Raw genomic sequence first — 26,574 nt, 5'->3', positions numbered from 1 at the left:
CTCCACGATGGGGGTATTAGATGAGCGACATCCTCGAAATCGCCCGGACACAGGTGCTGGAGGAGGGCCGCGGTCTCGACGCGGCGCAGGCACTGCGCTGCCTGGAGCTGCCCGACGACCGCCTCGCCGAGCTGCTCGCCCTCGCCCACGAGGTACGGATGAAGTGGTGCGGACCGGAGGTGGAGGTCGAGGGCATCATCTCCCTCAAGACCGGCGGATGCCCGGAGGACTGCCACTTCTGCTCGCAGTCGGGGCAGTTCTCCTCCCCGGTCCGCGCCGTCTGGCTGGACATCCCCTCGCTGGTCGAGGCCGCCAGGGAGACCGCGGCGACGGGAGCCACCGAGTTCTGCATCGTGGCCGCCGTACGGGGTCCCGACCGGCGTCTGATGGACCAGGTCCGCCAGGGGGTGAAGGCGATCCGCGAGGCGGTCGACATCAACGTGGCGTGCTCGCTCGGCATGCTCACCCAGGCGCAGGTCGACGAGCTGGCCGAGATGGGCGTGCACCGCTACAACCACAACCTGGAGACCGCGAGGTCGCACTTCGGGAAGGTCGTCACCACCCACACCTGGGAGGAGCGCTGGGACACCTGCCTGATGGTGCGCGAGGCCGGGATGGAACTGTGCTGCGGCGGCATCGTGGGCATGGGTGAGACGCGGGAGCAGCGGGCCGAGTTCGCCGGCCAGCTCGGCGAGCTCGCGCCCGACGAGGTCCCGCTGAACTTCCTCAACCCGCGCCCCGGCACCCCCTTCGGGTCCTTCCCGCTGCTGGAGGGGCCGGAGGCGCTCCGGACGATCGCCACCTTCAGGCTCGCGCTGCCCCGCACGATCCTGCGCTACGCGGGTGGCCGCGAGCTGACCCTGGGCGACCTGGGCACCCGTGACGGCATGCTCGGCGGCATCAACGCGATCATCGTGGGCAACTACCTGACCACCCTGGGCCGCACGGCCGAGGCCGACCTCGGCCTGCTGGCAGACCTCAAGATGCCCATCAAGGCGCTCTCCGACACCCTCTGAGCCCCGGCCTCACCCCGGTGGCCTCCGCGCTCCGGCCCGTCCCCGCTCCCCTGCCGATCCCGTACGGCCCGCGGGGTCCGTGGGGCCCGCCACCAGGCGTTGGGCGGTCTATTTCCGGATAGACGTGATATGCGCGGGCGGCATTAGCCGAGGGGATCTGGGCAGGGGGAACAATCCCTGTCCGGCTAAGTGACTGACTGGTAGGTTGCGCGATATGGAGTCTCCCAAGCACGCAGGTGACATAGCGGTCGCCGTCTCCAAGGCATATGGCATCGAGACCATGTTCACCCTCTCCGGCGGGCACGTCTTCCCGCTCTACGACGGTGCGGTCCACGAGGGCATGCCCATCCTCGACGTCCGCCATGAGCAGAGTGCCGTCTTCGCCGCCGAGGCGACCGCGCGGCTGACACGCAAACCCGGGCTGGCCGTGCTCACCGCGGGCCCCGGCATCACCAACGGCGTCAGCGGGGTGGCCACCGCGCACTTCAACGGCTCCCCCGTCGTGGTCATGGGAGGTCGTGCCCCGCAGTCGCGCTGGGGGTCGGGCGCGCTGCAGGAGATCGACCACCCGCCGCTGTTCGCCCCCATCACCAAGCTGGCCTTCACCGGCTCCGGCGCCGACTCCATCGCGCAGGACGTGGAGATGGCCTTCCGCACCGCCCTCGCCCCGCATCGCGGCCCCGTCTTCCTCGACTTCCACATGGACCACCTCTTCTCGGCCTCGCCCCCGCTCGAGGAGGCCCTGGAGACGCTGACCCCGTCGCCGCTGGAGCCCGACCCCGAGGCGCTGGCCGCGATCGCCCAGCTGATCGCCGAGGCGCAGCACCCGGTGCTGGTGCTCGGCTCCGACGTGTGGATGGACCGTGCCGAGGAGGTCGCCAGGAGCTTCGTCGAGGAGTACCGCCTGCCGGTCATCCCCAACGGCCAGGGCCGCGGCATCCTGCCCGCCGGTCACGAGCTGCTGGTCACCCGGGCCAGGGGGATGGCGTTCTCGCAGGCCGACCTGGTGATCGTGGCGGGCGCCCCGATCGACTTCCGCCTCGGCTACGGCTGGTTCGGCGGCAAGGACGGCGCCCCGCTCGCCAAGGTCGTGCACCTGGCCGACGCGCCGTCGCAGCTGACCACGCACATGGATCCCGCGGCCGTCGCCGCCGGCGACCTCTCACTGCTCTTCTGGAGCCTCGGCGCGGCCTGTGCCAACGCGGGCGTCTCCCCCAAGACCTACGCGCCCTGGGTGACGCGGCTGTCCGAGGCCGCCTCGGCCGCCATCGCCGCCGACACCGCCCTGCTGGAGTCGGCGTCCGACCCGATCCACCCGATGCGGATCTACGGGGAGCTGAGCAAGATCCTCGCCGACGACGCCGTGGTGATCGGCGACGGCGGCGACTTCGTCTCGTACGCGGGCAAGTACGTCGAGCCGCGGCAGCCGGGCAACTGGCTCGACCCGGGCCCGTACGGCTGCCTGGGCACCGGCCTGGGGTACGCCATCGCCGCCAGGATCGCCCGCCCCTCCTCGCAGGTGGTGCTGCTGCTCGGCGACGGCGCGGCCGGCTTCTCGCTGATGGACGTCGACACGCTCGTGCGGCACCGCCTGCCCGTCGTGATGATCTGCGGCAACAACGGCATGTGGGGCCTGGAGAAGCACCCCATGCAGATGCTCTACGGCTACGACGTGGCCGCCGAGTTGCAGCCGCAGTGCCGCTACGACCAGGTGGTCACCGCCCTCGGCGGCGGCGGCGAGCTCGTCACCGACCCGTCGGAGATCGGCCCGGCCCTGCGCCGCGCGTTCGACTCCGGCATCCCCTACATGGTCAACATCGCCACCGACCCCTCGGTGGCCTACCCCCGGCACACCACGGGCATCTAGGAGAGCGCCACCGGGCTCGCGCACGGGGACCGGAAGGTCCTCCGGCGCGAGCCGGTCGTCACCGCGAGAAGGCTAGGGCCTGTTTTGTGGATCTTCGCCGTGGCGAGGATCGTCCAGGTGGATTCCCCGCAAGGCGGAGGAGGAGTTCATAACGGAGTTATGGGCGACGACGACAACGCCGCGAGGCGCCGCCTGGACGACCGCAGTAGGCGGAAAGATCCACAAAACAGGCCTTAGGGCTTGCCGGTCGCCGTCGGCGTCGGGGTGGGCGTCGACGGGCATTCGGCCTTGGCGATGATGATCTCCACCGGCTTGGACGGGTCCCACATCGTGCCCGCGTCGGGGCGGGACTCGACCACCTCGGTGCAGTCCCCGGGATTGACGTCGGCGCTGTAGGAGAGCGTCACCTTGAAACCCGCCTGCTTGAGCATCGCCTCCGCCGCGCCCGGCTTCATGCCGACGGTGCCCGGGACGCTCTTCTTCGGCTTCGGCGTCGGAGAGGGAGTCAGGGTGGGAGTCGGCTTCGGCGTCCTCGTGACCGTCGGGGTGGGAGTCGGCGACCTCTCCCTCTCGGTGACCTCCGGGGTGGGCCGCTCGTTCGGCTGCGCGCGGGTCACCTGCGGAGTGGCCGTCGGCGTCCTGCGGTTCGGCTTCGCCGGCCTCGCCGTCTTCGTCGGCTCGTCGGCGATGGCCGTGGGCACCGGTTGCCTCATGAGGTCGGAGTTCGCCGTCTCCCGGGAGGCCGCCATCCCGTTGATCGCCACCGCGACGAGGCCCGCGCACATCACGGCCGCGACCGCCGACACCGCGACCAGCCCGCTCCTGCGCCGAGGTTTCTGCGCGGCGCGGCGACCGCGACCCTGCGCGCCCGCCTCGGCTCCCACCGTCGGCGCGGTGGAGTGCTGCGCGCCTCCCTGCCAGTTGCCGGTCGGGGCCTGGGCACTCTGCCAGTTACCCGTCGGGGCCTGGGCGCCCTGCCAGCCCGTCTGCGGCACGGCCGATCCCTGGCCGTGCCAGCCGGTCTGCCCCTGCGGGCCTCCCTGGGGGGCCTGCGCCTGCCAGCCGGTCTCCGGCGGCTCGGACTGCTGCTGCGCGGACGCCGACAGCGTGCCGCCGCCCTCCGCGCCGAAGGCGGCCTGCCTGGCGGCGGCACTCATCGCCGCGGCGCTGGGGAAGCGCCGGGCCGGATCCTTGGCGAGGGAGCGCTCCACAAGCGCGCGAACCGCGGGCGGGATGTCCGGCGGCAGCGGCGGCGGCGCCTCGCGGATGTGCTTGAGCGCGATCGTGACGGGCGTGTCGCCGTCGAACGGGCGCTGCCCGGCCAGGCACTCGTACGCCACCACGCCCAGCGCGTAGATGTCCACGGCCGGTGTGACGGGCGCGCCCTCGGCCTGCTCGGGCGCGCAGTAGGCGGCGGTGCCGAGCACCATGCCCGCGTCCGTCAACCGGCTCGCGGTGTCGGACCTGGCGATGCCGAAGTCGGTGAGCACGAGCGTGCCGTCCGAGCGCACCAGCAGGTTGCCCGGCTTGATGTCCCGGTGGACGATGCCCTGGTCGTGGACCGCCTGCAGTGCCGAGGCCGCCTGGGCGATGAGGTCCATCGCGGCCCCGGGGGCGACGCGCCGCAGTCGCCCGAGCAGGCGGTCGAGCGGCTCGCCGTCGACGAACTTCATCACCAGGTATGCCGTCGCCCCCGCGCCGGGCACCTCGTGAACCCCGTAGTCGTACACGTCGACGACCCCGGGGTGGTTGATCGTCGCCATCGCCCGAGCCTCGCCCTGGAAGCGAACCAGGAAGCCCGGATCGTCCGTACGGCCCGGGAGCAGCACCTTTACGGCGACGGTGCGGGCCAGGACGACGTCCTCGCCCTTCCACACCTCGCCCATACCGCCGGCGCCAATGCGGGTGCTTAGGCGATACCGCCCCGCCAGCGTCGTGCCTTGGGCCACCATGACTCCCCCGTAACCCTCTCCACTCCTACCCCACCAGAGCTCTCCAACAAAGCGGATCAGCGTCGCGGCACCGTCACGGCGCTGTAACGAAACCCTGCATGCCGTATGGCTCACAAACGAGACGCGTGCCGTAGCATCGCACAAAACCCGGCGCTTTTGGGCGTACTTGTACACCTTGCAGGCTCTTGCGCCCAAGGCCACCCGGAAGTCACACAGGAAACACTCAGCCCAGGTGCCACGGCGTCACCCCACGACATCCAGGGCGAACTCCGTAAAACCCTACAAGGGTACGCAAAAAGCGCTCAAACCGGGGGTAAATCAGCGGGCGTCAGCCGCTCGTCGTACCGTGCTCGGCACAGCGCGCGGACCAGCCGCCAGGGGTCACCTGCACCACCATCCGGCGACGGCAGCGGGAACAGTAACGGGGCGGCTCCATCGCGCGGGCCGACCGGCACACGGCGTGGTCGGCCTCGCCCTCCGGGCGCCCGCAGTGGTCGCAGTACGAGGTCACGAGACCAGACCCTATGCTGACGCGCATGACGCTCGCTCCCGGTCTGCAGGCACGGCTCCTCATCATGGTGGAGAGGGAGGACACCGCGGCGAAGGTCGGCAGCGGTGACGTCCCGGTGCTGGCCACGCCCCGCGTGCTCGCCCTCGCCGAGCGGGCCAGCGTCCAGGCGCTCGCGGGTGCCCTGGCCCCGGGCCAGACCTCCGTGGGCACCCGGGTCTCCCTGGAGCACCTGGCGGCCAGCCCGGTCGGCACGCACGTCGAGATCGCCGTCGAGCTCACCGAGGTCGACGGGCGCCGCCTGGTCTTCGGCTTCGTCGCCCGCGACCGGAGGTCCGTCGTCGCCTCGGGAACGATCGAGCGCGTGGTCGTCGACCGCGAGCGCTTCCTCGCGCGGCTCACCCGCGACGGCGGGGCTACTGGATGACGGCGATCAGGTCGCCCTCCTGGATGACGTCGCCCTCGGCGACCTGCAACCTGGCGACCACACCGCTGTCCTCGGACAGGACCGGGATCTCCATCTTCATCGACTCAAGGATGACCAGGGCGTCGCCGTCCTCGATGCTGTCACCCTCGGCCACGAGGACCTTCCAGACGTTCGCCACCATCTCGGCGCGGATCTCGGCCACCGGAAACTCCCATCGTTCAACGTTCCTCAACTGTGCCAGAAAGAGCCGATCACGCCCGCGTACGGGACCACCAGTCCCGTGTCGTGGCTCCGGCCGGCGAACTCCGCCTGCTCCGGCGACCCGGCGCGGAGACCCGCCACTCTAAAGCCGGTGAATCGGGGCCAGCCTGTCGATCACACGGGCCATCGCCTCGACGACCGTCGGGTCGTACTCCCGGCCCACGCCGAGACGGAGCCGTTCCAGGGCGGCACCCGCCCGGTCGCGGTCGCTGGAACCACCGACGAGGTCGTCGTAGGCGTTCGCCGCCTTGATGATGCGGCTCGCCATCGGAGGCGTCTCCGCGCAGGTGTCGCACTGGCGGCGGACGATCTCGGCCACCCGGTCCAGCACCCCGGTCTGCCTGATCACCTCCGCGCCCAGCTCGGCGATGCGCCGCGCCTGCTCGGGGTCGGTGAGGACCGTGGCGCCGCCCGGAATGGGATCGCGCAACGACAGCTGCCCGATGTCGTGCATGAGCGCGGCGTACTCGAGCTCCAGCAGCTCGGGCTCCGCCGTGCCGAGCTCCCGCCCGACCGCCACCGCGAGGCGGCTCACCCGGCGGGAGTGGCCGGGCTCGACGTACCCGCCGACCTCGGTGACCCGCGACAGCGCCCGTACGGTCTGCAGGTAGGTGGCCCTGATCCCGGCGTACTTGCGGAAGGCGACCTGGGTGACCAGCAGCGGCGCGGCGAAGACCAGCAGCGCGGTCATGCCCATGCTGTGCGAGGCGAGCGCGAGCAGGATGCCGGAGGCGGCGACGGCGGCCCCCAGCGGCGCGGCCATCCGCAGCTCGTCGTGGACGGCCACCCTGAGGGCGGCACGCACCTGCTCGGCCCGGAGCACGGCGGCCAGCAGCACGTCGACCATCACCATCACCAGGATGAGCAGGGCCATCACGCCGAGCGCGGGCCACCAGCCGCTCTCCCCTCCGCTCGCCACCTCGAACAGCGGCCCGGCCAGCGGCCGGTAGGCCAGTGCGAGCAGGGCGCCGGTGAGGAGCCTGCGCGCCATCCCGTCCAGCTGGGGCGGACGGCCCACCGCGAGGTGCGGCAGCGCCCCCGCCACCATGCCGGCCGACAGCACCGCGACGACCTGCAACGCCGAATGCCGCGCGGGAACACCCCCCATGTCCAGCAGGAGCGTGTACCCGAGCGCGGCCGCCGCGCCGATCGGCGCCACCTCCCTGTTGCCGGGCATGGTGAGCCTGGCCAGCTCCCCGATCGCGATCAGCGCGCCGAAGGCGACGGCGATCCGCGGGTCGAGCAGGCCGGTCGCGGCCGTGTGGGCCACCCCCGCCACCGCCAGGAGCCCCGCCGCGCAGATCAGCAGGAGCTGGCCCGAGTCGAGCGTCTGGAAAACCCGGGTGGTGCCGGAGCCGTTCATCGCTCGGACACCACCTGGATGGGCACGGTCGGGTCGTCGTGGTCCTTCGTGGTGGTCTCCGTCACGTCGGCCGGAGGCGTGACGACCGTGCGCGGCGGCTCCCAGCCGTCACGGTCGACGGCCTTGACGAACGCGACCACCATCACCGGGTCGAACTGGGTGCCGGCGCCCTTGCGCAGCTCGGTCATCGCCACCTCGCGCGAGCGGGCGTTGCGGTAGGAGCGGTCGGAGGTCATCGAGTCGAAGGCGTCGGCCACCGCGATGATCCTGGCGAACTCCGGGATCTCGTCGCCCGCCAGCCCCATCGGGTAGCCCTTGCCGTCCTGCCGCTCGTGGTGGTGCATGATCCCGGCGAACGCCTCGTCCAGGAAGTCGATGCCGCGCACGATCTCCAGCCCGCGCATCGGATGGAGCTGGATGGCCGCGAACTCCTCCTCGCTGAGCGGGCCGTCCTTCTGCAGCACCTTGGTCGGCACGCCCAGCTTTCCCACGTCGTGGAGCATCCCGGCGTAGCGGATCGCGCGCAGCCGCTCGGACCCCATGCCGATCTCCTCGGCGATCATGCCCGCGGCCAGGGAGACGCGGGTGCAGTGGCCGCGCGTGTAGTAGTCCTTGGTCTCCACGGCCTGGCAGAGCGCGGCGATCGTCGCGTCGTAGGAGCGCTGCTGCGCGAGGTACTGGCCGAAGGCCCAGCGGGCCACGAAGAGCGGGAGCAGCACGAGCACCGCGGAGATCGAGTTGACCGTGGCCCACAGCCCGGCGATCAGCAGGCCGAAGGTGGCGTAGCCGAAGTAGGAGACCATGAACTGGACCACGCCCCGCAGCGGCACCTGGTCGGCCTGACCGGTGAGCTTCAGCACGATCGCGATCAGCACGAAGTTGAGGGGCACGAAGACGGCCGCCGCGCCCGCGAACGGCACGATGATGTCGTCGAACCCGGCGATGGTCGGCACCCCGGACCTGCCGCCGAGCCACACGTAGACCCGGCCGGCGACGTAGCCGCAGATGGCGAACTGGGCGCTGTTGAACAGCCGCTTCACCAGCGGCAGGCCGGGGCGCACGCTGAACATGGCCGTCATGCCGACCAGCGCCGCCCCCTCGGGGCCGAGCAGCACCACCGCGGCGAGCACCGCGGAGAAGCTGACCGACACCGCCGCCTGCCGGACGTGCAGCAGGGTGGGCACCGACTCGCACACCAGGAACAGCAGGGCCAGCACCATGAGGTTGGACCAGTCGAGCAGGTCCAGCCGTCCGTCCGACACCACGCTGTATCCGAGCAGCGCGAACGCCGCTCCGATGACAAGGATCAGATAGACCTTGGCAAACCACGGCAGTCCACGCAAAGCGGCCACCCTAGGGTTCCTAAAGGGCGCGTGCTCAGGTCCAGGAAATCCCAGGAAAAACCGGGGTGACCGTTTCCTTCAACATGCGCTGCCTCCACGTCGATTTCGCACCCAGGCTATCGAAGCGAACCTGATCAGGAGGGCGAGACGGCCAATCGCAAGCAAAGCGTAATCAAGCAATCACCGACTGCCATCGACGGCCGACGCCCCGCAGTCACGCGGCGTCACAGGCTCGCGAGCCTGGTCCTCGCCCAGTCGACGGTGCTCTTCAGGCCCGCGGCCAGATCCGTCTGAGGACGCCAGCCGAGCCCCTCGAACGCGGGGGCCGGGTCGACGGCCATCGCCGGGAGGTCACCCAGCCGGGCGGGGGCCTCGCCCGGCTCGTCGGCGACACCCGCCGCCTCCGCGACCAGGGAGTGCAGCCTCCGGTCGGTGGTCTGGACCCCGGTCCCGAGGTTGAACCGGCCGCCGCCGCCCTCGGTGCCGCAGGCGCGGGCGATACCGTCCACCACGTCGTCGACGAAGATGTAGTCGCGGGTCTGGGCACCGTCGCCGTACACCACCGTGGGGGTGCCGTTGAGCAGCGCGTCGGTGAAGATGGCGACCACCCCCGCCTCGCCGTCGGGCGACTGGCGCGGGCCGTAGACGTTGGAGAGCACCAGGGTGGTGTAGTCGATGCCGTGCAGCGCCTTGAAGGTGGCCAGGTAGGTCTCCGCGCTCAGCTTGGAGGCCGCGTACGGGGAGCGCGGGTCGGTCGCCGCGCCGCCGGGGACCGGGATGACCTCCGGCCTGCCGTACACCGCGACCGAGGAGGCGAAGACGACCTTGCGGGTGCCCCCGTGGTGGGCGGCCTGTAGAACGGACGCGGTGCCCTCGACGTTGAGCCTGGCGTCGTGGACCGGGTCGGCGACGCTCTTGCGCACGCTGATCTGCGCGGCGAGGTGGCAGACGACCTCGGGCCGCCACTCGGCGGCCAGGCCGATCAGGGCCGGGTCGCGGACGTCCATCACGTGCAGGGCGAACATCGGGCTCTCCGCGGCGCGGACCAGGTTGCCGCGGTCGCCGCCCGACAGGTCGTCCACGGCAGCGACCTCGTGCCCGTCGGCCAGTAGCCGGTCGACGAGGGTGGATCCGATGAATCCCGCCCCGCCGGTCACGAGTATGCGCATGGTGAACCCCCATCGTCGTATGGCCCAGGCCGTACGAGAGATCCTAGGAGGTCAGCGGGCCAGTTCGGAGCGCACCTGGTCGATACGGCCGAGCACCTTGGCCCTCAGGTCGGCCGAGACCTGGTCACAGCCGCAGTGCTTGGCGACGAGCTGCTTGACGACCTGCTCCAGGCCGTACTCCTCCAGGCAGGGGTGGCACTCGTCCAGGTGCTGGCGGATGTCGGCGCAGTTGCTCTCGTCGAGCTCGCCGTCCAGGTAGGTGTAGACCTTGTCCAGGATCTCGCGACAGTCGATGTCGTGGTGCCCGCCGCAGCTCATGCGATCACCCGGCCCCGAGGGCGGGAGCCCGCGCGGGCGGGCTCGTCGTTCCTGTCTCGCTCGTTCACTTCGCACCCTCCGCGGGAACCAGGCCACGCTCGCGGGCGTAGTCCTCAAGTTGGGTCCGCAGCTGGCGGCGGCCACGGTGCAGCCGCGACATCACGGTCCCGATGGGGGTCCCCATGATGTCGGCGATCTCCTTGTACGGAAAGCCCTCGACGTCGGCGAGATAGACCGCGATGCGGAATTCCTCGGGAAGCGCGGCCAGCGCCCGCTTCACGTCGGTGTCGGGGAGGTGTTCGAGCGCCTCGATCTCCGCCGACTTCAGCCCGGCCGAGGTGTGCGACTCGGCCCTGGCCAGCTGCCAGTCCTCGATCTCCTCGGCGCCCGACTGCTTGGGCTCCCGCTGCTTCTTGCGGTAACTGTTGATGAAAGTGTTCGTCAGGATCCGGTAAAGCCACGCCTTGAGGTTCGTGCCTTGCTGGAACTGGTGGAAGGACGCGAAAGCCTTCGCGAAGGTCTCCTGAAGAAGGTCCTCGGCGTCCGCGGGGTTTCGGGTCATCCGAAGCGCTGCGGAGTAGAGCTGGTCGAGATAGGGCATGGCATCCCGCTCGAACCGTGTGCTCCGCTGCTCCAGAGTCTCCTCGTCTGTCGCAGGGACCGGACCCACCCCCTTAAGATCGCCGGAGTCCTGCTGACGCGGGACACCGTACTGAGCGGAGAATACCCGCTCGTCAGGGACAGACCGATCACCGGGGCGGGTGACGGGTTCGATCAAGGCGAGCATCTGCTTGCCAACCTCCGAAAGGATCGTGCGTTGTCCGCTTGCAACACGCCCGCACCGCTGTCTGTTCCCACAAGATAGAAGGTGACGAACGACCCGGTACGGGGAAAAAGAAGGTACGTACCGGTAGGCAGTTGAACCACCACCGGATCCTCCCGACGCCAGGAGCTGCTTGTGCTGCCCATCCCGGCCGAAGAGCTGAACGGCTCAGGTGCGCTCGGGCCGTACTGGACCTTTTACCACGCGGTCGTGGCCGAGCAACTGAGCCGATGGCTGCCGGAAAACCCGTCCACCGTCCTCGACATGTCCTGCGGCGACGGCCGCTGGGCCGTCCAGGCGGCGAAGGCGGGGCACCGGGTGATCGAGGTGGTCGACTTCCGCAGGCCCGCGGACGGTCAGCCGCTGCACGACATCTCCAAGGTCAGCCAGGTACGCGCCGACGACCTGCGCTTCCTGCCCGACCACAGCGTGGACGCCGTGCTCGCCGAGGAGCGCGCGATGTCGGTGGAGCTCATGGCCGAATCCGCGATCGGCGACGTCGCCCGGGTCCTGCGCCCCGGCGGCCGGGCCCTGGTCTGCGTCGACTCCCTGGTGCTGGGGATGGCGATCCTCGCCGAGCAGAACTACTGGGCCCATCTGCGCCAGACCGGCGAGGTCATGCTCGTGCCCTGGCCCGACGGCAGCATCACCCGGTGCTTCAGCAGCGCCCAGCTCCGCGAGCTGCTCACCGGCGCCGGGCTGGAGGTCGAGTGGATACGGCCCCGCACGGTGCTGTCCCCCTCGACGGTCGACCACGTGCTCGCCTCCGACTCCCGCGCGCTCACCTGGCTGGTCAACACCGAGCTGGACACCCACCCGGACGACGACGACACGGTGGGCATCCACCTGGTGGCCAGCGCCCGGCGCCCCGGCTGATCGCGCCGCCGGGCCCCGGCGGGCACTGGCACGTCCTGACTGCGCCTCATGGGGGCGCGGGGGCGCGGGGGTCAGCGCCTGCGTTCGCGCCTGGACTGGCACTGTACGCAGCGGGCGGCCTCGGGCCGCGCCTCCAGCCTGCCCTCGGGGACCGGCGTGTCGCAGTCCGCGCAGAGGCCGTAGTTTCCCTCGTCCATCCGCTTGAGCGCCTCCAGGACCGAGCGGCGGTGCCGGGTGGCCACGTCCAGCAGGGCCCGGTTGCGGTCGGAGTCGGTCAGGTCGGAGCCGCCGTCCGCCCGGGAGCGATCCCGTTCCCGTACGGCGGGGGAATCCCCGCGGAGCACTCCGATGGACCGGTCGAGTTCGGCGAGCATGCTCTTCAGGCGCTCACGCGCGGTCGCGAGATCCACGAATCCGCACCTCCGGGAAGCGGGGGCGGCCTGTGAGGGGATCCCCGACTCTCCCGTCAGGCGCAAGGGGGGCTCTGTGACGGCGACCTCGCCACCTCGCCACGAGGCACCGCTTTCACAGCGGAATGCCCACTTGGCGATAGTTTTACACCGGATCACCTGGCGTTTTCGGAAGAGCTCCGGCTCTCGCCCTACGCCTCCTTCAACGGCTCGACGAGCTCCGGGTTGTTGTTCCGCACCGAGTTGACGGCGGTGGAGACCGGATGGATCTCCAGCCCCGTGGAGCCCGCCGGGATCAGGAACCCCTTCGCGTTGGGCGTCCCCGGGTCGAGCCACTCGCCCCAGCGGTCGCGCTCGATCAGCATCGGCATCCGGTCGTGGACCCTGCCCGCCTCGTCCACGGCGTCGGTCGTGATGATGGTGCAGGTCACCAGCCAGGAGAGCGGGTCGTCGTCGGCCCGGCCCCGGTCCCGCCAGAACTCGTACAGTCCGGCCATCGCCATCACGCCGCCGTCGGCGGGACGGACGAAGTAGGGCTGCTTCTTCGGCTTCCCCTTGGCGTCCTTCTCGTCCAGCACGGCCCACTCGTAGTAACCGTCGGCGGGGATCAGGCACCTGCGCTCCGCGAACGCCTTGCGGTAGGCGGGCTTCTCCGCCACCGTCTCCACCCGCGCGTTGATCATCTTGGATCCGATGGACGGGTCCTTCGCCCAGGCGGGGACCAGTCCCCAGCGGACCACGCGGAGCTGCCGGACCGGCCGTCCGTCCGGCCCGGCCTTCGGCACCCGGCTCATCACCGCGTACACCGGTTTCGTGGGGGCGACGTTGTAGTCGGGCCCGAGCTCCTCGTCGGACGCTCCGTCGAGCTCGACCTGGAACTCCTCCAGCAACTCCTGCTTGCCCCGCGCAGACGCGTATCTCCCGCACATATCTCCACTTTCCCACGCCACGACACGCCGGGGAGTCTCCAACCCCGTGTTTCGATCTCGCCGCGCCTCACGGCGTCGCCGCCGGGTGTCGCGGTGACGACGCCCTTACCCGGCTTACCCGGCTCCTCACCTCATCTCATCCCATCCACCACGCGTCCCCCGCCGCGTCCGGGCGTGGAAGGGCGGCGCGGGGCGGGCACCGGTAGGCTTTTGCCCATGTCCGCTCCGCTGTGGCCCGCACCGACCGCGACCGAACCCGTCCGCGCGACCGTCCCCCTGCCCGGGTCGAAGTCCGTGACCAACCGCGCGCTGCTGCTCGCCGCGCTGGCCGACGGACCCGGCACGGTGCGTCTGGCGCTGCGCAGCCGCGACGCCGACCTGATGGCGGACGCGCTGCGGACGCTGGGCGCGACGATGGTCCCCTCCAACGAGAGCGCCTCCAGCGTCGACTGGGCGATCACGCCCGGTCCCGTCGTCGGCGGGGCCCGCGTCGACGTGGGATTGGCGGGCACGGTCATGCGCTTCGTGCCGCCGATGGCGGCGCTGGCCACGGGCGAGGTCTTCTTCGACGGCGACCCGCACGCCCGCAAGCGCCCGATGGGCCCGATCCTGCGCGCGCTGCGCGCCCTCGGCGCCGAGGTGACGGGCGACGCGCTGCCGTTCACGGTGCGAGGGCCGCTGGCCGGCGGCGAGGTCATGCTCGACGCGTCCGGCTCGTCGCAGTTCCTCTCCGGCCTGCTGCTGGCGGGGGCGCGCTTCGAGAAGGGCGTGACGGTACGCCACGAGGGCCCGCCGATCCCCTCGCAGCCGCACATCCAGATGACCGTCCAGATGCTCCGCGAGTTCGGCGTCGTGGTGGACGACTCCGAGCCCGACGTCTGGCGGGTCGAGCCCGGCCCCATCGGGGCGAGGGACTTCACCGTGGAGCCCGACCTGTCCAACGCGGCGCCCTTCCTGTCCGCCGCCATGGTGACCGGCGGCACGGTCACCATCCCCGACTGGCCCGCGCGGACGACCCAGCCGGGTGACCAGCTCCGTACGCTGCTGGCCGGCATGGGCGCCTCGGTGGAGCGCACGCCCGAGGGGCTGGCGGTCACCGGCACCGGGCGGATCACCGGCATCGAGGCGGACCTGCGCGACGTGGCCGAGCTGACCCCGACGATCGCCGCGCTGGCCACCCTCGCGAGCTCCCCCAGCAGGATCGGCGGTGTCGCCCACATCCGAGGGCACGAGACCGACCGGCTCGCCGCCCTGGTCGCCGAGATCAACGGCCTCGGCGGCGACGCGAACGAGACCGAGGACGGCCTGGAGATCAGGCCCCGCCCGCTCACCGGCGGGGTGTTCCACTCCTACGCCGACCACCGGATGGCCACCGCCGGAGCGGTGATCGGGCTCGCCGTGCCCGGCGTCGAGGTGGAGGACATCGCCACCACGGGTAAAACCCTCCCCGAGTTCGCCTCCATGTGGGCGGACATGCTGCGCGGCGCGCGGTGAGGGGCGACCGTCCGGCAGGCCCCGCGGCCCTCCTCGGGGGCGCACCGGGCCGGACAAGGCGGAGAAACTGAGAAGGCGCGAGTACGACGAGGACGACGTCAGGGTCAGGCCGGGCAAGGGATCTCGGCCCCGGACCCGGATTCGCCCTGCCCACGAGGACGCGATCCCTGCGTTCGTGGTCGCCGTCGACCGCGGGCGCTACACGTGCCTGGTCGAGTCGGCGGGCGAGAAGAGCCGCCGTCGCAAGAAGGACAACGCGGAGGGTGCCGCGATGAGCGGCAGGGTCGTGGTCGCCATGAAGGCGCGCGAGCTGGGCCGCAAGGGCATCGTGGTCGGCGACCGGGTGGCCCTGGTGGGCGACGTCTCCGGCATGGCCGACACGCTGGCCCGCGTCGTGCGGGTGGAGCCCCGCACCTCCATGCTCCGCCGCTCCGCCGACGACACCGACGACACCGACGGCATCGAGCGGCCCGTGGTCGCCAACGCCGACCAGCTCGTCATCGTGACGGCCCTGGCCGATCCGCCGCCCCGGCCCCGCATGATCGACCGGATGCTGGTCGCGGCCTTCGACGCCGACATCGATCCGATGCTCTGTCTCACCAAGTCCGACCTCGCCTCGCCCGACGAGCTCGTCTCGCTGTACGACCCCCTCGGGGTCCCGTACGTGGTGGTCCAGAAGGGGGGCGGCCTGGAAGAGGTGAGGGAACGCCTGAAGGGCCGGGTCAGCGTGCTCGTCGGCCATTCGGGGGTGGGCAAGTCGACACTGGTCAACGCCCTGGTGCCGGACGCCAACCGGGCCGTCTCACACGTGAACGCGGTGACCGGCCGGGGCCGTCACACCTCCACCTCGGCCGTCGCCCTGGAGCTGCCGGAGGGCGGCTGGATCATCGACACCCCGGGGGTGCGCAGCTTCGGGCTGGCCCACGTCTCGGTGGAGACGGTCCTGGCGGGCTTCCCCGACCTGGTCGAGGGCACCGTCCAGTGCCCGAAGGGCTGCAACCACCTCTCCGACGAGTGCGCCCTGGACGCCTGGGTGGCGGCCGGACACGCCGACCCGACCCGGCTGACCTCCCTGCGCCGCCTGCTCGCCAGCCGTGAGGGCGCCTCCGACGACGACCAGTCGTAAGGACGCCGCGGCGTCAGCTGTTCAGCCGGAAGGCCCAGGCGACGGTCATCTCGGACACGAGGGTGCCGTCGGCCGTCCTGATCTCGACGGCGACGTCGAACTCCGGGCGCTCTCCCGCGTCCAGCGTGGCCACGACCTCCTCCCTGGACGCCCGGAGGCGGGCCTCCGCGACGACCTCGCCCCTCGCGAGCTTGAGGTAGCGGATCGCCGCGCTCTTGGCCAGCGGGGTGGCCCGTGACAGCTGGTCGCCGAAGGTGGAGAGCATCGCGGCGCCGGAGGCCGTCTCGGCGACGCTGAACAGGGCTCCGGCGTGCGGGCCTCCCACGTGATTGTGCAGCTCGGCCCGGTCGGCCATGCGGGCGACGGCGAAGCCCGGTTCCACCTTGTCGAACGAGATGCCCAGCGTCCTGGCGAACGGGACGCTCTGCAGCATGAAGTCACCCACGTCAAAGGTCATACCGGGATGCTACTCGCGAGTAACACCGATGCCAACGGATGTTTCACGCGGTATCCCGGCCTGGTGGGACGCGACACGATTGTTCCGCTTGCTCCCCGATCTCCGCCATTCGGCCATCGACGCGATAGCGTTGCCCCCCGTGACGGGTTACAACGACGATCTTCGCCTCGCGCATGTCATGGCCGACGCCGCCGACGATCTGACCATGCGCCGGTTCAAGGCCATGGACCTGCGGGTGGAGACCAAACCCGACCTCACACCGGTGAGCGACGCCGACCAGGCGACGGAGGAGGCGCTCCGCTCCGCTCTCGGCCGGGCCCGGCCGCGCGACGCCGTCATCGGCGAGGAGTTCGGCGCGAGTGGCCGCGGCGAGCGCTCGTGGATCATCGACCCGATCGACGGCACCAAGAACTACGTGCGCGGAGTGCCCGTCTGGGCCACGCTCATCGCCCTGATGGACCAGGGCCGCGTCGTCGTGGGCCTGGTCTCCGCCCCCGCGCTCGGCCGCCGCTGGTGGGCCGCCCGCGACAGCGGCGCCTGGACCGGTAAGAGCCTCACCAAGGCCACCCGGTGCCGGGTCTCCTCCGTCACCCGCCTTGAGGACGCCTCGTTCTCCTACTCCAGCATCGGCGGCTGGGAGGAGACCGGGAAGCTCGACGCGTTCCTCGACCTGAACCGTTCCGTCTGGCGCAATCGTGCCTACGGTGACTTCTGGTCGCACATGCTGGTCGCCGAGGGCGCGGCCGACGTGTCGGCGGAGCCGGAACTCTCCCCCTGGGACATCGCGGCGCTGACCGTGATCGTCGAGGAGGCCGGAGGCATCTGGACCGACCTGTCGGGCGTTCCCGACATCAACGGCGGCAGCCTGCTGTGCAGCAACGGCTCTCTGCACGGCGAGGTGCTCAAACGCCTCGGCGGCGGCCCGCTCACCCTCCCCGCCTAAGGTTCCCCTTCCCCGCACAGGGCTCGCTCCCCGGAGAACCCTGCCCATCTGAAGACCCCCGCCCAGGGCTCGCCGCGACCTTTCCCCTCCTGGCCGCGCCGGAGATCCGGCCGCGTTACCTTCCGCCGGATGTCGGGAAGATGAACAGATCGGCAAGTCCGCGAGACGGCGGCCGGGAACGGGAACGTTCCCGCGGCGAGGCTGTCCCACCGGGTCACGCCCAGACCAGGGAATCCCCAAGGCCCTGCCCACCGGACCTACCGGACCGGAAACCGGGATCAAATTTCCGGCGACGTCCGGGTATTCACATCCGCGGGCCTACCTCTTCCGGCCACGGTCATGGCTCGTTTCACTTCCGTTCACTTTGCCCCACTTTCATCGGAGGCATCGAGAACGGATCTCACTACGGAGAAGGAACATACCGTGACCAGTGGACAGCGCCGCCTCAGCGCGGTGGCGACGGCCGCGCTCGTCGTATCGCTCGCGGCCGCCTGTGGTGGCGACGCCAAGCCCAACAGTGACGGCAGCACCACCGCCGCCACCGCATCCTCCGCCGAGGCGGGTGCCGGTGCGGCCCTGAGCGGCGAGATCAAGATCGACGGTTCCAGCACCGTGGCCCCCCTCACCCAGGCGGCCTCCGAGCTCTTCGGCGAGGAGCAGCCGCAGGTGAAGGTGCCGGTCGGCACCTCGGGCACCGGCGGCGGCTTCGAGAGGTTCTGCGCCGGTGAGACGGACATCTCGAACGCCTCCCGGCCGATCAAGGACGAGGAGAAGGCGGCCTGCGACGCGAAGGGCATCAAGTTCACCGAGCTCACGGTGGCCGTCGACGCGCTGACCGTCGTGGTTCCCAAGGAGAACGACTGGGTCACCTGCCTCACCACCGACCAGCTCAAGAAGATGTGGGAGCCGGCGGCCGAGGGCAAGGTCAAGACCTGGAAGGACGTCGACGCCAAGTTCCCGGCCGAGGAGCTCAAGCTCTACGGCCCCGGCACCGACTCCGGCACCTTCGACTACTTCACCGGCGAGATCAACGGTGAGGAGGGCGCCAGCCGCAAGGACTACAGCCCGAGCGAGAACGACAACGACATCGTCACCGGTGTCGAGGGCGCCAAGGGCGGCCTGGGCTACTTCGGCTTCACCTACTTCGAGGAGAACGCCGAGAAGCTGAAGGCCGTGGAGATCGACTCCGGCAGCGGCTGCGTGGCCCCGAGCGTCGAGGCGGCCCAGGGCGGCAAGTACACCCCGCTCGCCCGCCCGCTGTTCATCTACCCCGCCACCACCGCGGTGAAGCGGCCCGAGGTCACGGCCTTCCTCGACTACTACGCGGCCAACATCAACGCGATCGCCAAGGACGCGAAGTTCATCCCGCTCAACCCCGAGCAGGAGGCCAAGCTCAAGGCTGACATCACCGCGCTGAAGAGCGCCGGCTGATGTCGGCTCAGCACCGCACGACCGTTCCAGGGGCCCCGGGGTCCCTGGCGCGGTCGCGCCCGCGTTATGGCGAGTTCGTCGTCAAGGCCGTTCTCCTGGCCGCGGCGATGGTGTCGGTGGCGACCACGATCGGCATCGTCATCGCGCTCCTCGAACCGACCGTCGAGTTCTTCGCCGCGGTGAGCATCGGGGAGTTCTTCGGCTCGACCAACTGGGGCCCGCTGTTCAACCCGCCGTCGTTCGGCGTGTGGCCGCTCATCGTCGCCACCCTGGAGATCACCCTGATCGCCATCGTGGTCGCCGTGCCGCTCGGCCTGGCCGCCGCGATCTACCTGTCGGAGTACGCCTCCCGCAGGACCCGCAAGATCTTCAAGCCGGTGCTGGAGGTCCTCGCGGGCATCCCGACGGTGGTCTTCGGCTTCTTCGCCCTCACCTTCGTCACCCCGCTGCTGAGGGACGTCCTCCCCTTCCTGGACCTGGACGGCAAGAACGCGCTCGCCGCCGGCCTCCTGGTCGGCGTGATGATCATTCCGATCGTCGCGTCGCTGTCGGAGGACTCGATGGCCGCGGTGCCGAACGGCCTGCGCGAGGGTTCGTACGCCCTCGGCGCCTCCAAGATGCTCACCTCGGTGCGCGTCGTCGTCCCCGCAGCGTTCTCCGGCATCGTCGCCGCCGTCATCCTGGCGATCTCCCGCGCCGCGGGCGAGACGATGATCGTCGCGATCGCCGGCGGCTTCAAGTCCGTCTTCACGCTCTACCCGGGCAACGAGATGGCCACGATGGCGGCCTTCATCGCCCAGGCCGGCTCCGGCGACGCCTCGGTCGGCTCGATCGCCTACAAGACCATCTTCGCGGTGGGTTCCCTGCTCTTCGTGATCACCTTCGCGATGAACTACCTCAGCGCCCGCATGGTCCAGAAGTATCGCGAGGTATACGACTGATGGCCATCCTCTCCACCCCCCGCTCGGCCGTACAGCTGGCCAGCCAGGGGCGCCCCCTCAAGGAACACCTCTTCCGCATCGCGCTGCTGGCCAGCCTCGCGATCGCTCTCGCCTTCCTGGCGATGCTGCTGTTCTACGTCGTCGAGGAGGGCTGGCCGCGGCTCAACTCGGTGCTGTGGGAGAACCAGCCCTCGATCCGCCGCCCGGAGACGTCCGGCATCCAGTCGGGCATCTTCGGCACCCTGTGGATCATCAGCCTGACCGCGCTCATGGCCCTGCCCACCGGCATCCTCGCGGCGATCTACCTTGAGGAGTACGCCGACAGGACCAAGTGGTACAACAAGCTGATCGAGCTGAACATCTCCAACCTGGCGGCCGTTCCCTCGATCGTCTACGGCATCCTCGGCCTGGGCATCATCGCCCGCTGGCTGCAGTTCGGCTTCACCGTCATGACCGGCGCGGTCACCATCTCGCTGCTCGTGCTGCCCATCGTGATCATCTCCGCCCGCGAGGCCATCCGCGCGGTGCCGCCGTCGATCCGCGAGGGCTCGCTGGCACTGGGCGCGACCCAGTGGCAGACCATCTACCGCCAGGTGCTCCCGGCGTCGATCCCGGGCATCGCGACGGGCTCGATCCTGGCCCTCTCCCGCGCGATCGGCGAGGCCGCCCCGTTCCTGATGCTCGGTGCCGCGACGCTGGTCCGGTTCAACCCCGAGGGCGTCTGGAGCAGCTTCACCGTCCTGCCGCTGCAGATCTACAGCTTCATCAGCCGCCCCCAGGAGGAGTTCGCCATCCTCGCCGCGGCGGCGATCGTGATCCTGCTGGCGATCCTGCTCCTGATGAACTCCGTCGCCATCTGGCTCCGTAACCGCTACCAGAAGCGCTGGTGAGGTAAGAAATGTCCGAGATTGGAATTTCCGTGCCGAACGTGAACGTGCGCGGCCCCGAAGTCCCCCGCACCATCGAAGCCCTCGACCCGGTCTTCACCGTTTCCAACCTCAGCGTCTTCTACGGCGATTACGAGGCGGTACGCGGGGTCAACCTGACCATCGGCAACCGCGAGATCACGGCCATGATCGGCCCGTCCGGCTGCGGCAAGAGCACCGTGCTGCGCTGCTTCAACCGGATGAACGACCTGATCCCCGGCGCCCGCGCGGTCGGCGAGATCCTGTACCACGACGAGAACCTGTACGGCGACCACGTGGACCCGATCGAGGTCCGGCGCCGGATCGGCATGGTCTTCCAGAAGCCGAACCCCTTCCCCAAGTCGATCTACGACAACATCGCCTACGGTCCCCGGGTCAACGGGATCAAGGGCAACATGGACGAGATCGTCGAGGAGGCGCTGACCAAGGCGGCGCTCTGGGACGAGGTCAAGGACAAGATCAAGCAGAACGCCCTCTCCCTGTCCGGCGGACAGCAGCAGCGTCTGTGCATCGCGCGGGCGATCGCGGTGAAGCCCGACGTCATCCTGATGGACGAGCCCTGCTCGGCCCTGGACCCGATCGCGACCACCAAGATCGAAGACCTGATGCAGGAGCTGACGCGCGATTACACGATCGTGATCGTCACCCACAACATGCAGCAGGCCGCCCGCGTCTCGGACCGTACGGCCTTCTTCACCGCCGAGGTGGACGAGGCCGGCGTGCGGCACGGCCGCCTGGTGGAGTTCGACGAGACCAGCCGCATCTTCACCAACCCCAGCGACAAGCGGACTGAGGATTACATCACCGGCCGCTTCGGCTAACCCATATTGGAGGATGCGGGTGATCCAGCCGCAGACGGCACCAGAGGTGGACGGGGACACACGGACGGCGCCCATGCTGCTGGTGGCCGATCCGGAGGCGGCCATGGTCCATGACCTGGCCGCGGCCCTGGAACGCGAAGGAGTGCAGGTCATGGGCGTCACCGACGGCGCCCAAGCCCTGTTGCAGGCCGGGGCGCTCCGCCCCGACGTCGTGCTCGTCAGCGCCTCGCTGCCGGTCATAGGGGCGGTGGAGTTCGTCCGCGCGGTACGGCTGACGCGGGTGATCCCCGTCCTGCTGGGCGTGGGCGAGGGGCACGCCCAGCAGGCCGTCCAGGCACTGGCGGCCGGAGCCACCGCGTGCGTGGCCCGGCCCTACCGGGTGCCCGAGTTGCTGCCCCTGATCCACGCCGCGTTCACCGGTGAGTCCGGGGCCCGCAGGGCACTCGTGGTCGGCAGGGTGGAACTCGACGTCAACGCCTACCAGGTCAGGGTCGACGGCAGGGTCGTCCACCTGCCGCTGCGCGAGTTCGAGTTGCTGCACTATCTGATGCGCAACGCGCACCGCACGGTGACGCGGGAGCAGATCATGCGGCATGTCTGGAACTCCACGGACACGACCTCGACCAACACCATCGCGGTGCACGTCAAGCGCCTCCGTGCCCGCCTGGGCGACACCGACGACCAGCTGATCCAGACCGTACGAGGGGTGGGTTACCGGCTGGTCGACAGAACGGCGTGACACGCCTTCCCCGCGGGCACGCGGTTCCGCGAGCCCGCGGTTTCACCGGCTCACGGACCCGGCGCTCGGTTCGCGGTCGCCTCGCAGCCGCGCCCGCCCCTGAAGGCGTCCATGAGGCGCCTGGTCACGCCCTCGATCCTGGCGATGCCCGTCTCCATGCTCGGGCTGTCCTCGGTGAGGACGGCGACCGCGTAGTCGTGCCCGTGCCCTCGGATCAGCCCGGCGCTGGCGACCGCCCAGCGCCCGTTCGCCGTGTGCCGCAGCCAGCCGTTCTTCAGTGACACCTGGTCGCTCTCGCACGCCCCCGCGCTGATCCCCCACTTCTGCTCGGGGGTCACCTTCGCCATCAGCCCGAGCACCCTGCGGCGCTCCGGAGCCGCGAGCGGGCTCTTACCGGTGGCCAGCGCCTTGACCAGCCGGATCTGGTCCTCCACCGTGGTCTGCGCGACGCCCCAGCAGTACTGGGCCGCGCACCACCCGCCGGGAGTGTAGGTGCGCCTGAGACCGAGCCTGCGGTTCGCACTGGCCAGGCCGGGCCTCATCCCGATCCGCTCGTACAACCGGTCGGCCGCCTCGTTGTCGCTGAAGCGGATCATGTCGCTCGCGTCGGACCTGGCCTGCTCACCGAGCTCGTGCCAGCGCGTTCCGAGCAGCAGTGCCGTCAGGATGCTCACCTTGGAGGTGTTGGCCGACGGCAGCTGCAGGGTGTGGTGGTAGTGGTAGCGCCGGCCGGTGCTCAGGTCGCTCACCGAGGCGGCGGTCCTGCCGCCGTACCCGGCCAGGAACGCGTCGAGGCTGCGGCTGAGCTCCTTGGAGAAGATCCTTCGCGGGCGGGCGGCCACCCGGCCGGAGGCACGGGGTGCCCCGGCGCCGGGGAAGACAGGCGCCGGGACCACCGCCAGGAACGGCGCGGGAGGAGTGGCGCCGGACGTCGGGACCGGTGCCGCCTGCCGCGAGGGGGACGGCGTCGGCATGCTCACCGGCGTGAGGCCCTGACACGTGCTGCAGGCGGTGACCTGCGCGATGACCAGCATGGCGGCGGCCAGGGCCGCCCGATTCCTTGCTCCCATCATCCACCCCAACCGTCTCCCCCATTACGTGACGATCGGGATATATCCCACTACACGTAACAATAAGACGATCAAGCGAAATCTAGTCTGAAACAGGGCGTGCGCTATAGAACATCCCGCCGAACCGATGCCCGCCCTTAGCGAACGTCCGCGATTAGCCGGGCGATGACCTCGTCATCGCAGGTCGCCCAGAAGCCCCCGACGATGTCCTCAAGGTGCTCCAGCGACTCCGCCCGGAAGAGTACGTCCTGATATTTCGTGATGTCGTAGTGAGTGGTGCCCATGGCGGCGATGTCCAGCGGACGGATGTCCATCCCCCGGAACTCCTCGATCTCCCCGTACGACGACAGGATGCCCGCGCCGTACGCCCGCAGCTCGCCCTGGTCCGTCATCACGCCGAACTCCATCGTGAACCAGAAGATCTTCGAGATGAACTCAAGCGCCTCCTTGCCCTCGACCCGCCGGGCCGCCGCTCCCGCCAGGCGGTAGAGCCGCGAGTAGCGGTCGGAGGCCAGCGCGTTGGCGTGTCCGATCACCTCGTGGATCACGTCGGGCTCCGGCGTGTACAGCGGCGTGGAGTGGTGCCGGATGTACTGCGTGGAGTGGAAGAGCCCGTCCGCCAGGACGCCGTAGAAGTCCCTGAGCGGCACCAGCCCCGCGGCCGGGACGTAGCGGAACCCGGTCAGCGGCTCCAGCAGCTCGCCGACCTCCTGGAGCTGCGGGATGCGCTCGGCGGGCAGCCCGAGCCGCTCGGCCGCGCGCAGATACTCGGCGGTCGCGTACTCGCGGTGTTTCCGGCCCAGCTCCCGGCTGACCAGGGCCCACACCTCGTGCTCCTGGTCGGTGTACTCGGCCGTCGGGATCGGCGTACCGGGCACGTACCCCACGGCGAGCGCGGCGATCGCGTTGCGGCGCGCGCGGTAGACCGGGTCGGCGAAACCGGGATGACCGGCACCGAGCTCGACCTCGATCGAACCGTCGTCACGGGTCGACACCGGTGCGAAGTACTGTGCTTCCTCGAACATAAGTGAAATGACAGCAATATCCGGAAACGTTGGCAAGAGCAGCCAGTTGTACTGAGCGATCCGCACAGAAACGTATCGTCACACCTCGTCTATGCTGGTCGAATCGCCCAATCTGACGGGACCCTGCGGAGATGTCGATCGACGAGCTGGACGGCCGCCTCCTGGTCACCATGCGCGCCAATCCGCGCATCGGCCTGACCGAGCTGGCCCGCCTGCTGGGCGTGGCCCGGGGCACCGTGCAGGCCCGCGTCGAGAAGCTGATCGCCCGCGGCGTCATCGCCGACTTCGGTCCCACCGTCACCCCCGAGGGCACCGGATACCCGATCCTGGCGTTCGTCTCGCTGCAGATCGCCCAGGGCCGCCTGGACGAGGCCGTAAGAGCCCTGGAGTCCCTTCCCGAGATCCTGGAGGTGTACGGCACCAGCGGCCAGGCCGACCTGCTCTGCCGCGTGGTCGCCCGCAGCACCCCCGACCTCCAGGAGATCATCGCCCGCATCCTAGCCTCTCCGGCGGTCCAGCGGACGGACACCACGATCGCCCTCTCCATCCAGATCCCCTACCGGATCGAGCCCCTGCTCCGCGCCGCCTCCGGCGCCTGACCTCGGATCACGGCCGCTCGCCCGATCCTCACGACGGGTCACCATCGCGCCTCACGGTGATTCGCCATCACGCCTCAGGATGATTCGCCATCGCGACCGGCCCCGGTTGGCCCTCGCGACCTGCCCCCGCCCCCGGCCAGGTCGGCGACATGGGTCATCGGCGGGCCTCAGGTGCCCGGAGACCGGCGAAGACGATGGCCAGCGTGCGTTGCCGCAGGTCGTCGTCCCAGCCCGCGTGGAGGGCTCCCTGGCAGATGCCGGTGAGCAGGGCGATCACCTCGTCGAGACGGACGTCGTCACGGACCGTACCGGCCTCCTGGGAGCGAGCGAGGAGTGTCCCGATCCCATCGCGCAACATCCGCACCGAACTCGCGACCTGGAGATCGACACCCGTCTCGGCAAGGAGACCGACGACGGTCCTTTTCCGCGCCGCCTGCTCGACCATGCGGGTGACGAAGGTGAACAGCGCCTCCCCAGGAGCCTCATCGGCGGCGAGCTCGGCCATCTCCCCGTCCAGCCTGCCCAAAAGGCCCTTCATGATGGCCTGCAACAGGGCCTGCTTGGTCGGAAAGTGCTTGAAGACCGTGCCGATGGCCACCCCGGCACGGGCGGCGACCTCCTCGGTCGACGCCGAGGGGCCCTTCTCGGCGAAGACGGCCTCCGCGGCGGCGAGGATGCGCTCCCGGTTGCGCTGGGCGTCCGCACGCAACGGCCTGGCACCACCGGGATCGCCTTTCTTACCCGTCTCGCCCGTATCGCCCGTATCGCCCGATGAAGGATTCGTAGTGGTCATCTAGCCTTCCCCGTCTCCGTCGTCCTCGTCTGTGCCCGGTCCTCGCCCGCGAGATGCGGCGTTGACAAAGTGAGTCTCCACTCACGATTATAAAGATGAGTTTCCACTCATCTTAGTGTTCGTTACGAAGGGATCCACCATGACCGAGTCCACCGTCGTCCCCGGCCCCCGCGAGATCTTCGAGCGCGTACGGCGACACTGGCTTGAGAACCTCGGCGGCTTCGGGAGCGAGCTCGCCGAGGACGCCGTCATCGAAGTCCCCTTCGCCCCTCCGGGCAGGGCCAGGCGTCATGAGGGAAAGGAGGCGTTCCTCCTCTTCAGCGGTCCCGAACAGGCCGCCTTCGCCCAGCGGTTCGCCCTGGACGAGATCCGCGACGTGGTCGTTCACGAGACCGCTGATCCCGAGGTCATCGTCGTCGAGTACGAGCTCGTCGGCAGGGTCCTCGCCACCGGCAGGCAGGCATCCTCCCCCTTCATCGGGGTCCTCAGGGTCCGGGACGGGAAAATCGTCAACTGGCGGGAATACCAGAACACCCTGGCCATGATCGAGATCATGGGGCACCCGGAGCGAGCCTGACGAGCGCCTGAGAACAGGAAGGACGTCCACCGCCGGAGACTCCAAGGTTATGGAGGCCCGGAAGTCTGAAACACCGCAGGCCCGGGAAACAGGGGCACCCGGGACAGCGTGAAAAGCCCAGGACAGGCGCCCTGGGAAGAGGTAAAGCCCGGGAGGGACCTCAACAGGCGGAGCCCGGGACAGAGACGAAACACAGGCGCCGGGGCAACAGGTCCTGACAAAGGGGCCGGGGCAACAGGTCCTGGAAAGCACGAAGGGCCCCCACCAACGGTGGAGGCCCTTCACGAAAGATTGTCCGGCGGTGACCTACTCTCCCACACCGTCCCCGGTGCAGTACCATCGGCGCTGAAGAGCTTAACTTCCGGGTTCG

At 70.0% G+C, this 26,574-nt stretch carries 28 protein-coding genes and 1 rRNA gene; 14 read left to right on the top strand and 15 right to left on the bottom strand.

Annotated features, from left to right (window positions below; all coding sequences use genetic code 11):
* The first annotated feature begins 20 nt into the window (after positions 1–20).
* Together bioB and ABD817_RS38210 are read left to right on the top strand one after the other, a co-directional pair.
* A complete protein-coding gene (gene bioB, locus ABD817_RS38215; RefSeq protein ID WP_344923349.1) occupies positions 21–1,016 on the top strand; it encodes a biotin synthase BioB in 996 nt (331 codons plus the stop codon).
* 214 nt (positions 1,017–1,230) lie between these two features.
* The gene (locus tag ABD817_RS38210) at positions 1,231–2,883 is read left to right on the top strand and encodes an acetolactate synthase (RefSeq protein ID WP_344923348.1); all 1,653 of its coding nucleotides are present in this window, start codon (positions 1,231–1,233) and stop codon (positions 2,881–2,883) included.
* Between the two features lie 233 nt (positions 2,884–3,116).
* On the opposite strand, the gene ABD817_RS38205 is transcribed toward ABD817_RS38210, so the two are convergent.
* Together ABD817_RS38205 and bsaP are read right to left on the bottom strand one after the other, a co-directional pair.
* On the bottom strand, positions 3,117–4,835 hold the full coding sequence (locus tag ABD817_RS38205) for a serine/threonine-protein kinase (RefSeq protein WP_344923347.1): 1,719 nt from the start codon (positions 4,833–4,835) through the stop codon (positions 3,117–3,119).
* Positions 4,836–5,163: 328 nt separating this feature from the next.
* Positions 5,164–5,373: a biotin synthase auxiliary protein BsaP gene (bsaP, locus tag ABD817_RS38200; protein WP_344923346.1), complete on the bottom strand. Its 210-nt coding sequence runs from the start codon at positions 5,371–5,373 to the stop codon at positions 5,164–5,166.
* Here bsaP and ABD817_RS38195 point away from each other — a divergent pair.
* On the top strand, positions 5,372–5,770 hold the full coding sequence (locus ABD817_RS38195) for a thioesterase family protein (RefSeq protein ID WP_344923345.1): 399 nt from the start codon (positions 5,372–5,374) through the stop codon (positions 5,768–5,770). The two genes, bsaP and ABD817_RS38195, sit on opposite strands and share 2 nt — an antisense overlap.
* Here the strand turns inward: ABD817_RS38195 and ABD817_RS38190 are convergent.
* From ABD817_RS38190 to ABD817_RS38165, 6 genes are all read right to left on the bottom strand, one after another.
* Complete coding sequence (locus ABD817_RS38190; RefSeq protein WP_344923344.1) at positions 5,760–5,972, bottom strand: biotin/lipoyl-binding carrier protein; 213 nt, start codon at positions 5,970–5,972, stop codon at positions 5,760–5,762. The genes ABD817_RS38195 and ABD817_RS38190 overlap by 11 nt on opposite strands.
* Before the next feature lie 141 nt (positions 5,973–6,113).
* Positions 6,114–7,394, bottom strand: coding sequence for an HD-GYP domain-containing protein (locus ABD817_RS38185; protein ID WP_344923343.1), 1,281 nt, complete (start codon positions 7,392–7,394; stop codon positions 6,114–6,116).
* Positions 7,391–8,746: an HD-GYP domain-containing protein gene (locus ABD817_RS38180; protein ID WP_344923342.1), complete on the bottom strand. Its 1,356-nt coding sequence runs from the start codon at positions 8,744–8,746 to the stop codon at positions 7,391–7,393. Before ABD817_RS38180 ends, ABD817_RS38185 begins: the two co-directional genes overlap by 4 nt.
* 215 nt (positions 8,747–8,961) lie before the next feature.
* Positions 8,962–9,906 carry an NAD-dependent epimerase/dehydratase family protein gene (locus ABD817_RS38175; RefSeq protein WP_344923341.1) on the bottom strand — a complete coding sequence of 315 codons (945 nt, stop codon included), beginning with the start codon at positions 9,904–9,906 and terminating at the stop codon, positions 8,962–8,964.
* Positions 9,907–9,957: 51 nt separating this feature from the next.
* A complete protein-coding gene (gene rsrA, locus ABD817_RS38170) occupies positions 9,958–10,224 on the bottom strand; it encodes a mycothiol system anti-sigma-R factor (RefSeq protein ID WP_344923340.1) in 267 nt (88 codons plus the stop codon).
* Positions 10,225–10,288: 64 nt separating this feature from the next.
* Positions 10,289–10,825: a sigma-70 family RNA polymerase sigma factor gene (locus tag ABD817_RS38165; RefSeq protein ID WP_386247759.1), complete on the bottom strand. Its 537-nt coding sequence runs from the start codon at positions 10,823–10,825 to the stop codon at positions 10,289–10,291.
* 357 nt (positions 10,826–11,182) lie between these two features.
* Between ABD817_RS38165 and ABD817_RS38160 the strand changes: the two genes are divergently transcribed.
* Entirely contained in the window at positions 11,183–11,923 is a 741-nt protein-coding gene (locus ABD817_RS38160; RefSeq protein WP_344923339.1) for a class I SAM-dependent methyltransferase, read from the top strand.
* Positions 11,924–11,994: 71 nt separating this feature from the next.
* Here the strand turns inward: ABD817_RS38160 and ABD817_RS38155 are convergent, their stop codons facing one another.
* The gene (locus tag ABD817_RS38155; RefSeq protein ID WP_344923338.1) at positions 11,995–12,333 is read right to left on the bottom strand and encodes a TraR/DksA family transcriptional regulator; all 339 of its coding nucleotides are present in this window, start codon (positions 12,331–12,333) and stop codon (positions 11,995–11,997) included.
* A gap of 191 nt (positions 12,334–12,524) precedes the next feature.
* Positions 12,525–13,262, bottom strand: a complete 738-nt coding sequence (locus tag ABD817_RS38150; RefSeq protein WP_344923337.1) for an SOS response-associated peptidase — start codon at positions 13,260–13,262, stop codon at positions 12,525–12,527.
* A gap of 216 nt (positions 13,263–13,478) precedes the next feature.
* On the opposite strand from ABD817_RS38150, the gene aroA reads away from it, so the two are divergent.
* Positions 13,479–14,756 (top strand): 3-phosphoshikimate 1-carboxyvinyltransferase, encoded by a 1,278-nt coding sequence (gene aroA / locus ABD817_RS38145; protein WP_344923336.1) that lies wholly within the window; start codon positions 13,479–13,481, stop codon positions 14,754–14,756.
* Positions 14,757–14,823: 67 nt separating this feature from the next.
* Positions 14,824–15,882 carry a ribosome small subunit-dependent GTPase A gene (rsgA, locus tag ABD817_RS38140; protein ID WP_344923384.1) on the top strand — a complete coding sequence of 353 codons (1,059 nt, stop codon included), beginning with the start codon at positions 14,824–14,826 and terminating at the stop codon, positions 15,880–15,882.
* A gap of 13 nt (positions 15,883–15,895) precedes the next feature.
* Here rsgA and ABD817_RS38135 read toward each other — a convergent pair whose 3' ends face one another.
* Positions 15,896–16,339 (bottom strand): DUF4442 domain-containing protein, encoded by a 444-nt coding sequence (locus ABD817_RS38135; RefSeq protein WP_329085613.1) that lies wholly within the window; start codon positions 16,337–16,339, stop codon positions 15,896–15,898.
* 139 nt (positions 16,340–16,478) lie between these two features.
* On the opposite strand from ABD817_RS38135, the gene hisN reads away from it, so the two are divergent.
* The 6 genes from hisN to ABD817_RS38105 all read left to right on the top strand — a co-directional run bounded on the left by hisN (position 16,479) and on the right by ABD817_RS38105 (position 22,140).
* Entirely contained in the window at positions 16,479–17,282 is an 804-nt protein-coding gene (gene hisN / locus ABD817_RS38130; RefSeq protein WP_344923335.1) for a histidinol-phosphatase, read from the top strand.
* A 423-nt stretch (positions 17,283–17,705) separates the two neighbouring features.
* Positions 17,706–18,713, top strand: coding sequence for a PstS family phosphate ABC transporter substrate-binding protein (locus tag ABD817_RS38125; RefSeq protein ID WP_344923334.1), 1,008 nt, complete (start codon positions 17,706–17,708; stop codon positions 18,711–18,713).
* Complete coding sequence (gene pstC / locus ABD817_RS38120; protein WP_344923333.1) at positions 18,713–19,654, top strand: phosphate ABC transporter permease subunit PstC; 942 nt, start codon at positions 18,713–18,715, stop codon at positions 19,652–19,654. The genes ABD817_RS38125 and pstC overlap by 1 nt, the downstream gene beginning before the upstream one ends.
* Positions 19,654–20,544, top strand: a complete 891-nt coding sequence (gene pstA / locus ABD817_RS38115; RefSeq protein ID WP_344923332.1) for a phosphate ABC transporter permease PstA — start codon at positions 19,654–19,656, stop codon at positions 20,542–20,544. Before pstC ends, pstA begins: the two co-directional genes overlap by 1 nt.
* Before the next feature lie 29 nt (positions 20,545–20,573).
* Positions 20,574–21,401: a phosphate ABC transporter ATP-binding protein PstB gene (gene pstB / locus ABD817_RS38110; protein WP_425583459.1), complete on the top strand. Its 828-nt coding sequence runs from the start codon at positions 20,574–20,576 to the stop codon at positions 21,399–21,401.
* Between the two features lie 19 nt (positions 21,402–21,420).
* On the top strand, positions 21,421–22,140 hold the full coding sequence (locus ABD817_RS38105; RefSeq protein ID WP_344923331.1) for a response regulator transcription factor: 720 nt from the start codon (positions 21,421–21,423) through the stop codon (positions 22,138–22,140).
* 50 nt (positions 22,141–22,190) lie between these two features.
* Here the strand turns inward: ABD817_RS38105 and ABD817_RS38100 are convergent, their stop codons facing one another.
* Together ABD817_RS38100 and ABD817_RS38095 are read right to left on the bottom strand one after the other, a co-directional pair.
* The gene (locus ABD817_RS38100) at positions 22,191–23,210 is read right to left on the bottom strand and encodes a serine hydrolase (RefSeq protein WP_344923330.1); all 1,020 of its coding nucleotides are present in this window, start codon (positions 23,208–23,210) and stop codon (positions 22,191–22,193) included.
* 137 nt (positions 23,211–23,347) lie between these two features.
* Complete coding sequence (locus ABD817_RS38095; protein ID WP_344923329.1) at positions 23,348–24,235, bottom strand: phenylalanine 4-monooxygenase; 888 nt, start codon at positions 24,233–24,235, stop codon at positions 23,348–23,350.
* Positions 24,236–24,366: 131 nt separating this feature from the next.
* Here ABD817_RS38095 and ABD817_RS38090 point away from each other — a divergent pair, with 131 nt between their 5' ends.
* Complete coding sequence (locus ABD817_RS38090; RefSeq protein ID WP_344923328.1) at positions 24,367–24,834, top strand: Lrp/AsnC family transcriptional regulator; 468 nt, start codon at positions 24,367–24,369, stop codon at positions 24,832–24,834.
* 154 nt (positions 24,835–24,988) lie between these two features.
* On the opposite strand, the gene ABD817_RS38085 is transcribed toward ABD817_RS38090, so the two are convergent.
* Positions 24,989–25,543 carry a TetR/AcrR family transcriptional regulator gene (locus ABD817_RS38085; protein ID WP_344923327.1) on the bottom strand — a complete coding sequence of 185 codons (555 nt, stop codon included), beginning with the start codon at positions 25,541–25,543 and terminating at the stop codon, positions 24,989–24,991.
* 223 nt (positions 25,544–25,766) lie between these two features.
* Between ABD817_RS38085 and ABD817_RS38080 the strand changes: the two genes are divergently transcribed.
* A complete protein-coding gene (locus tag ABD817_RS38080) occupies positions 25,767–26,204 on the top strand; it encodes a nuclear transport factor 2 family protein (protein ID WP_344923326.1) in 438 nt (145 codons plus the stop codon).
* A gap of 293 nt (positions 26,205–26,497) precedes the next feature.
* Here the strand turns inward: ABD817_RS38080 and rrf are convergent.
* A 5S ribosomal RNA gene (rrf, locus tag ABD817_RS38075) occupies positions 26,498–26,574 on the bottom strand; the annotation flags it as partial.

This window comes from Streptosporangium oxazolinicum (assembly GCF_039537505.1).
Classification (GTDB): Bacteria; Actinomycetota; Actinomycetes; order Streptosporangiales; family Streptosporangiaceae; genus Streptosporangium; species Streptosporangium oxazolinicum.
The sequence above is the reverse complement of the archived record's forward strand: the minus strand, read 5'-3'. Positions and strand labels throughout refer to the sequence as shown.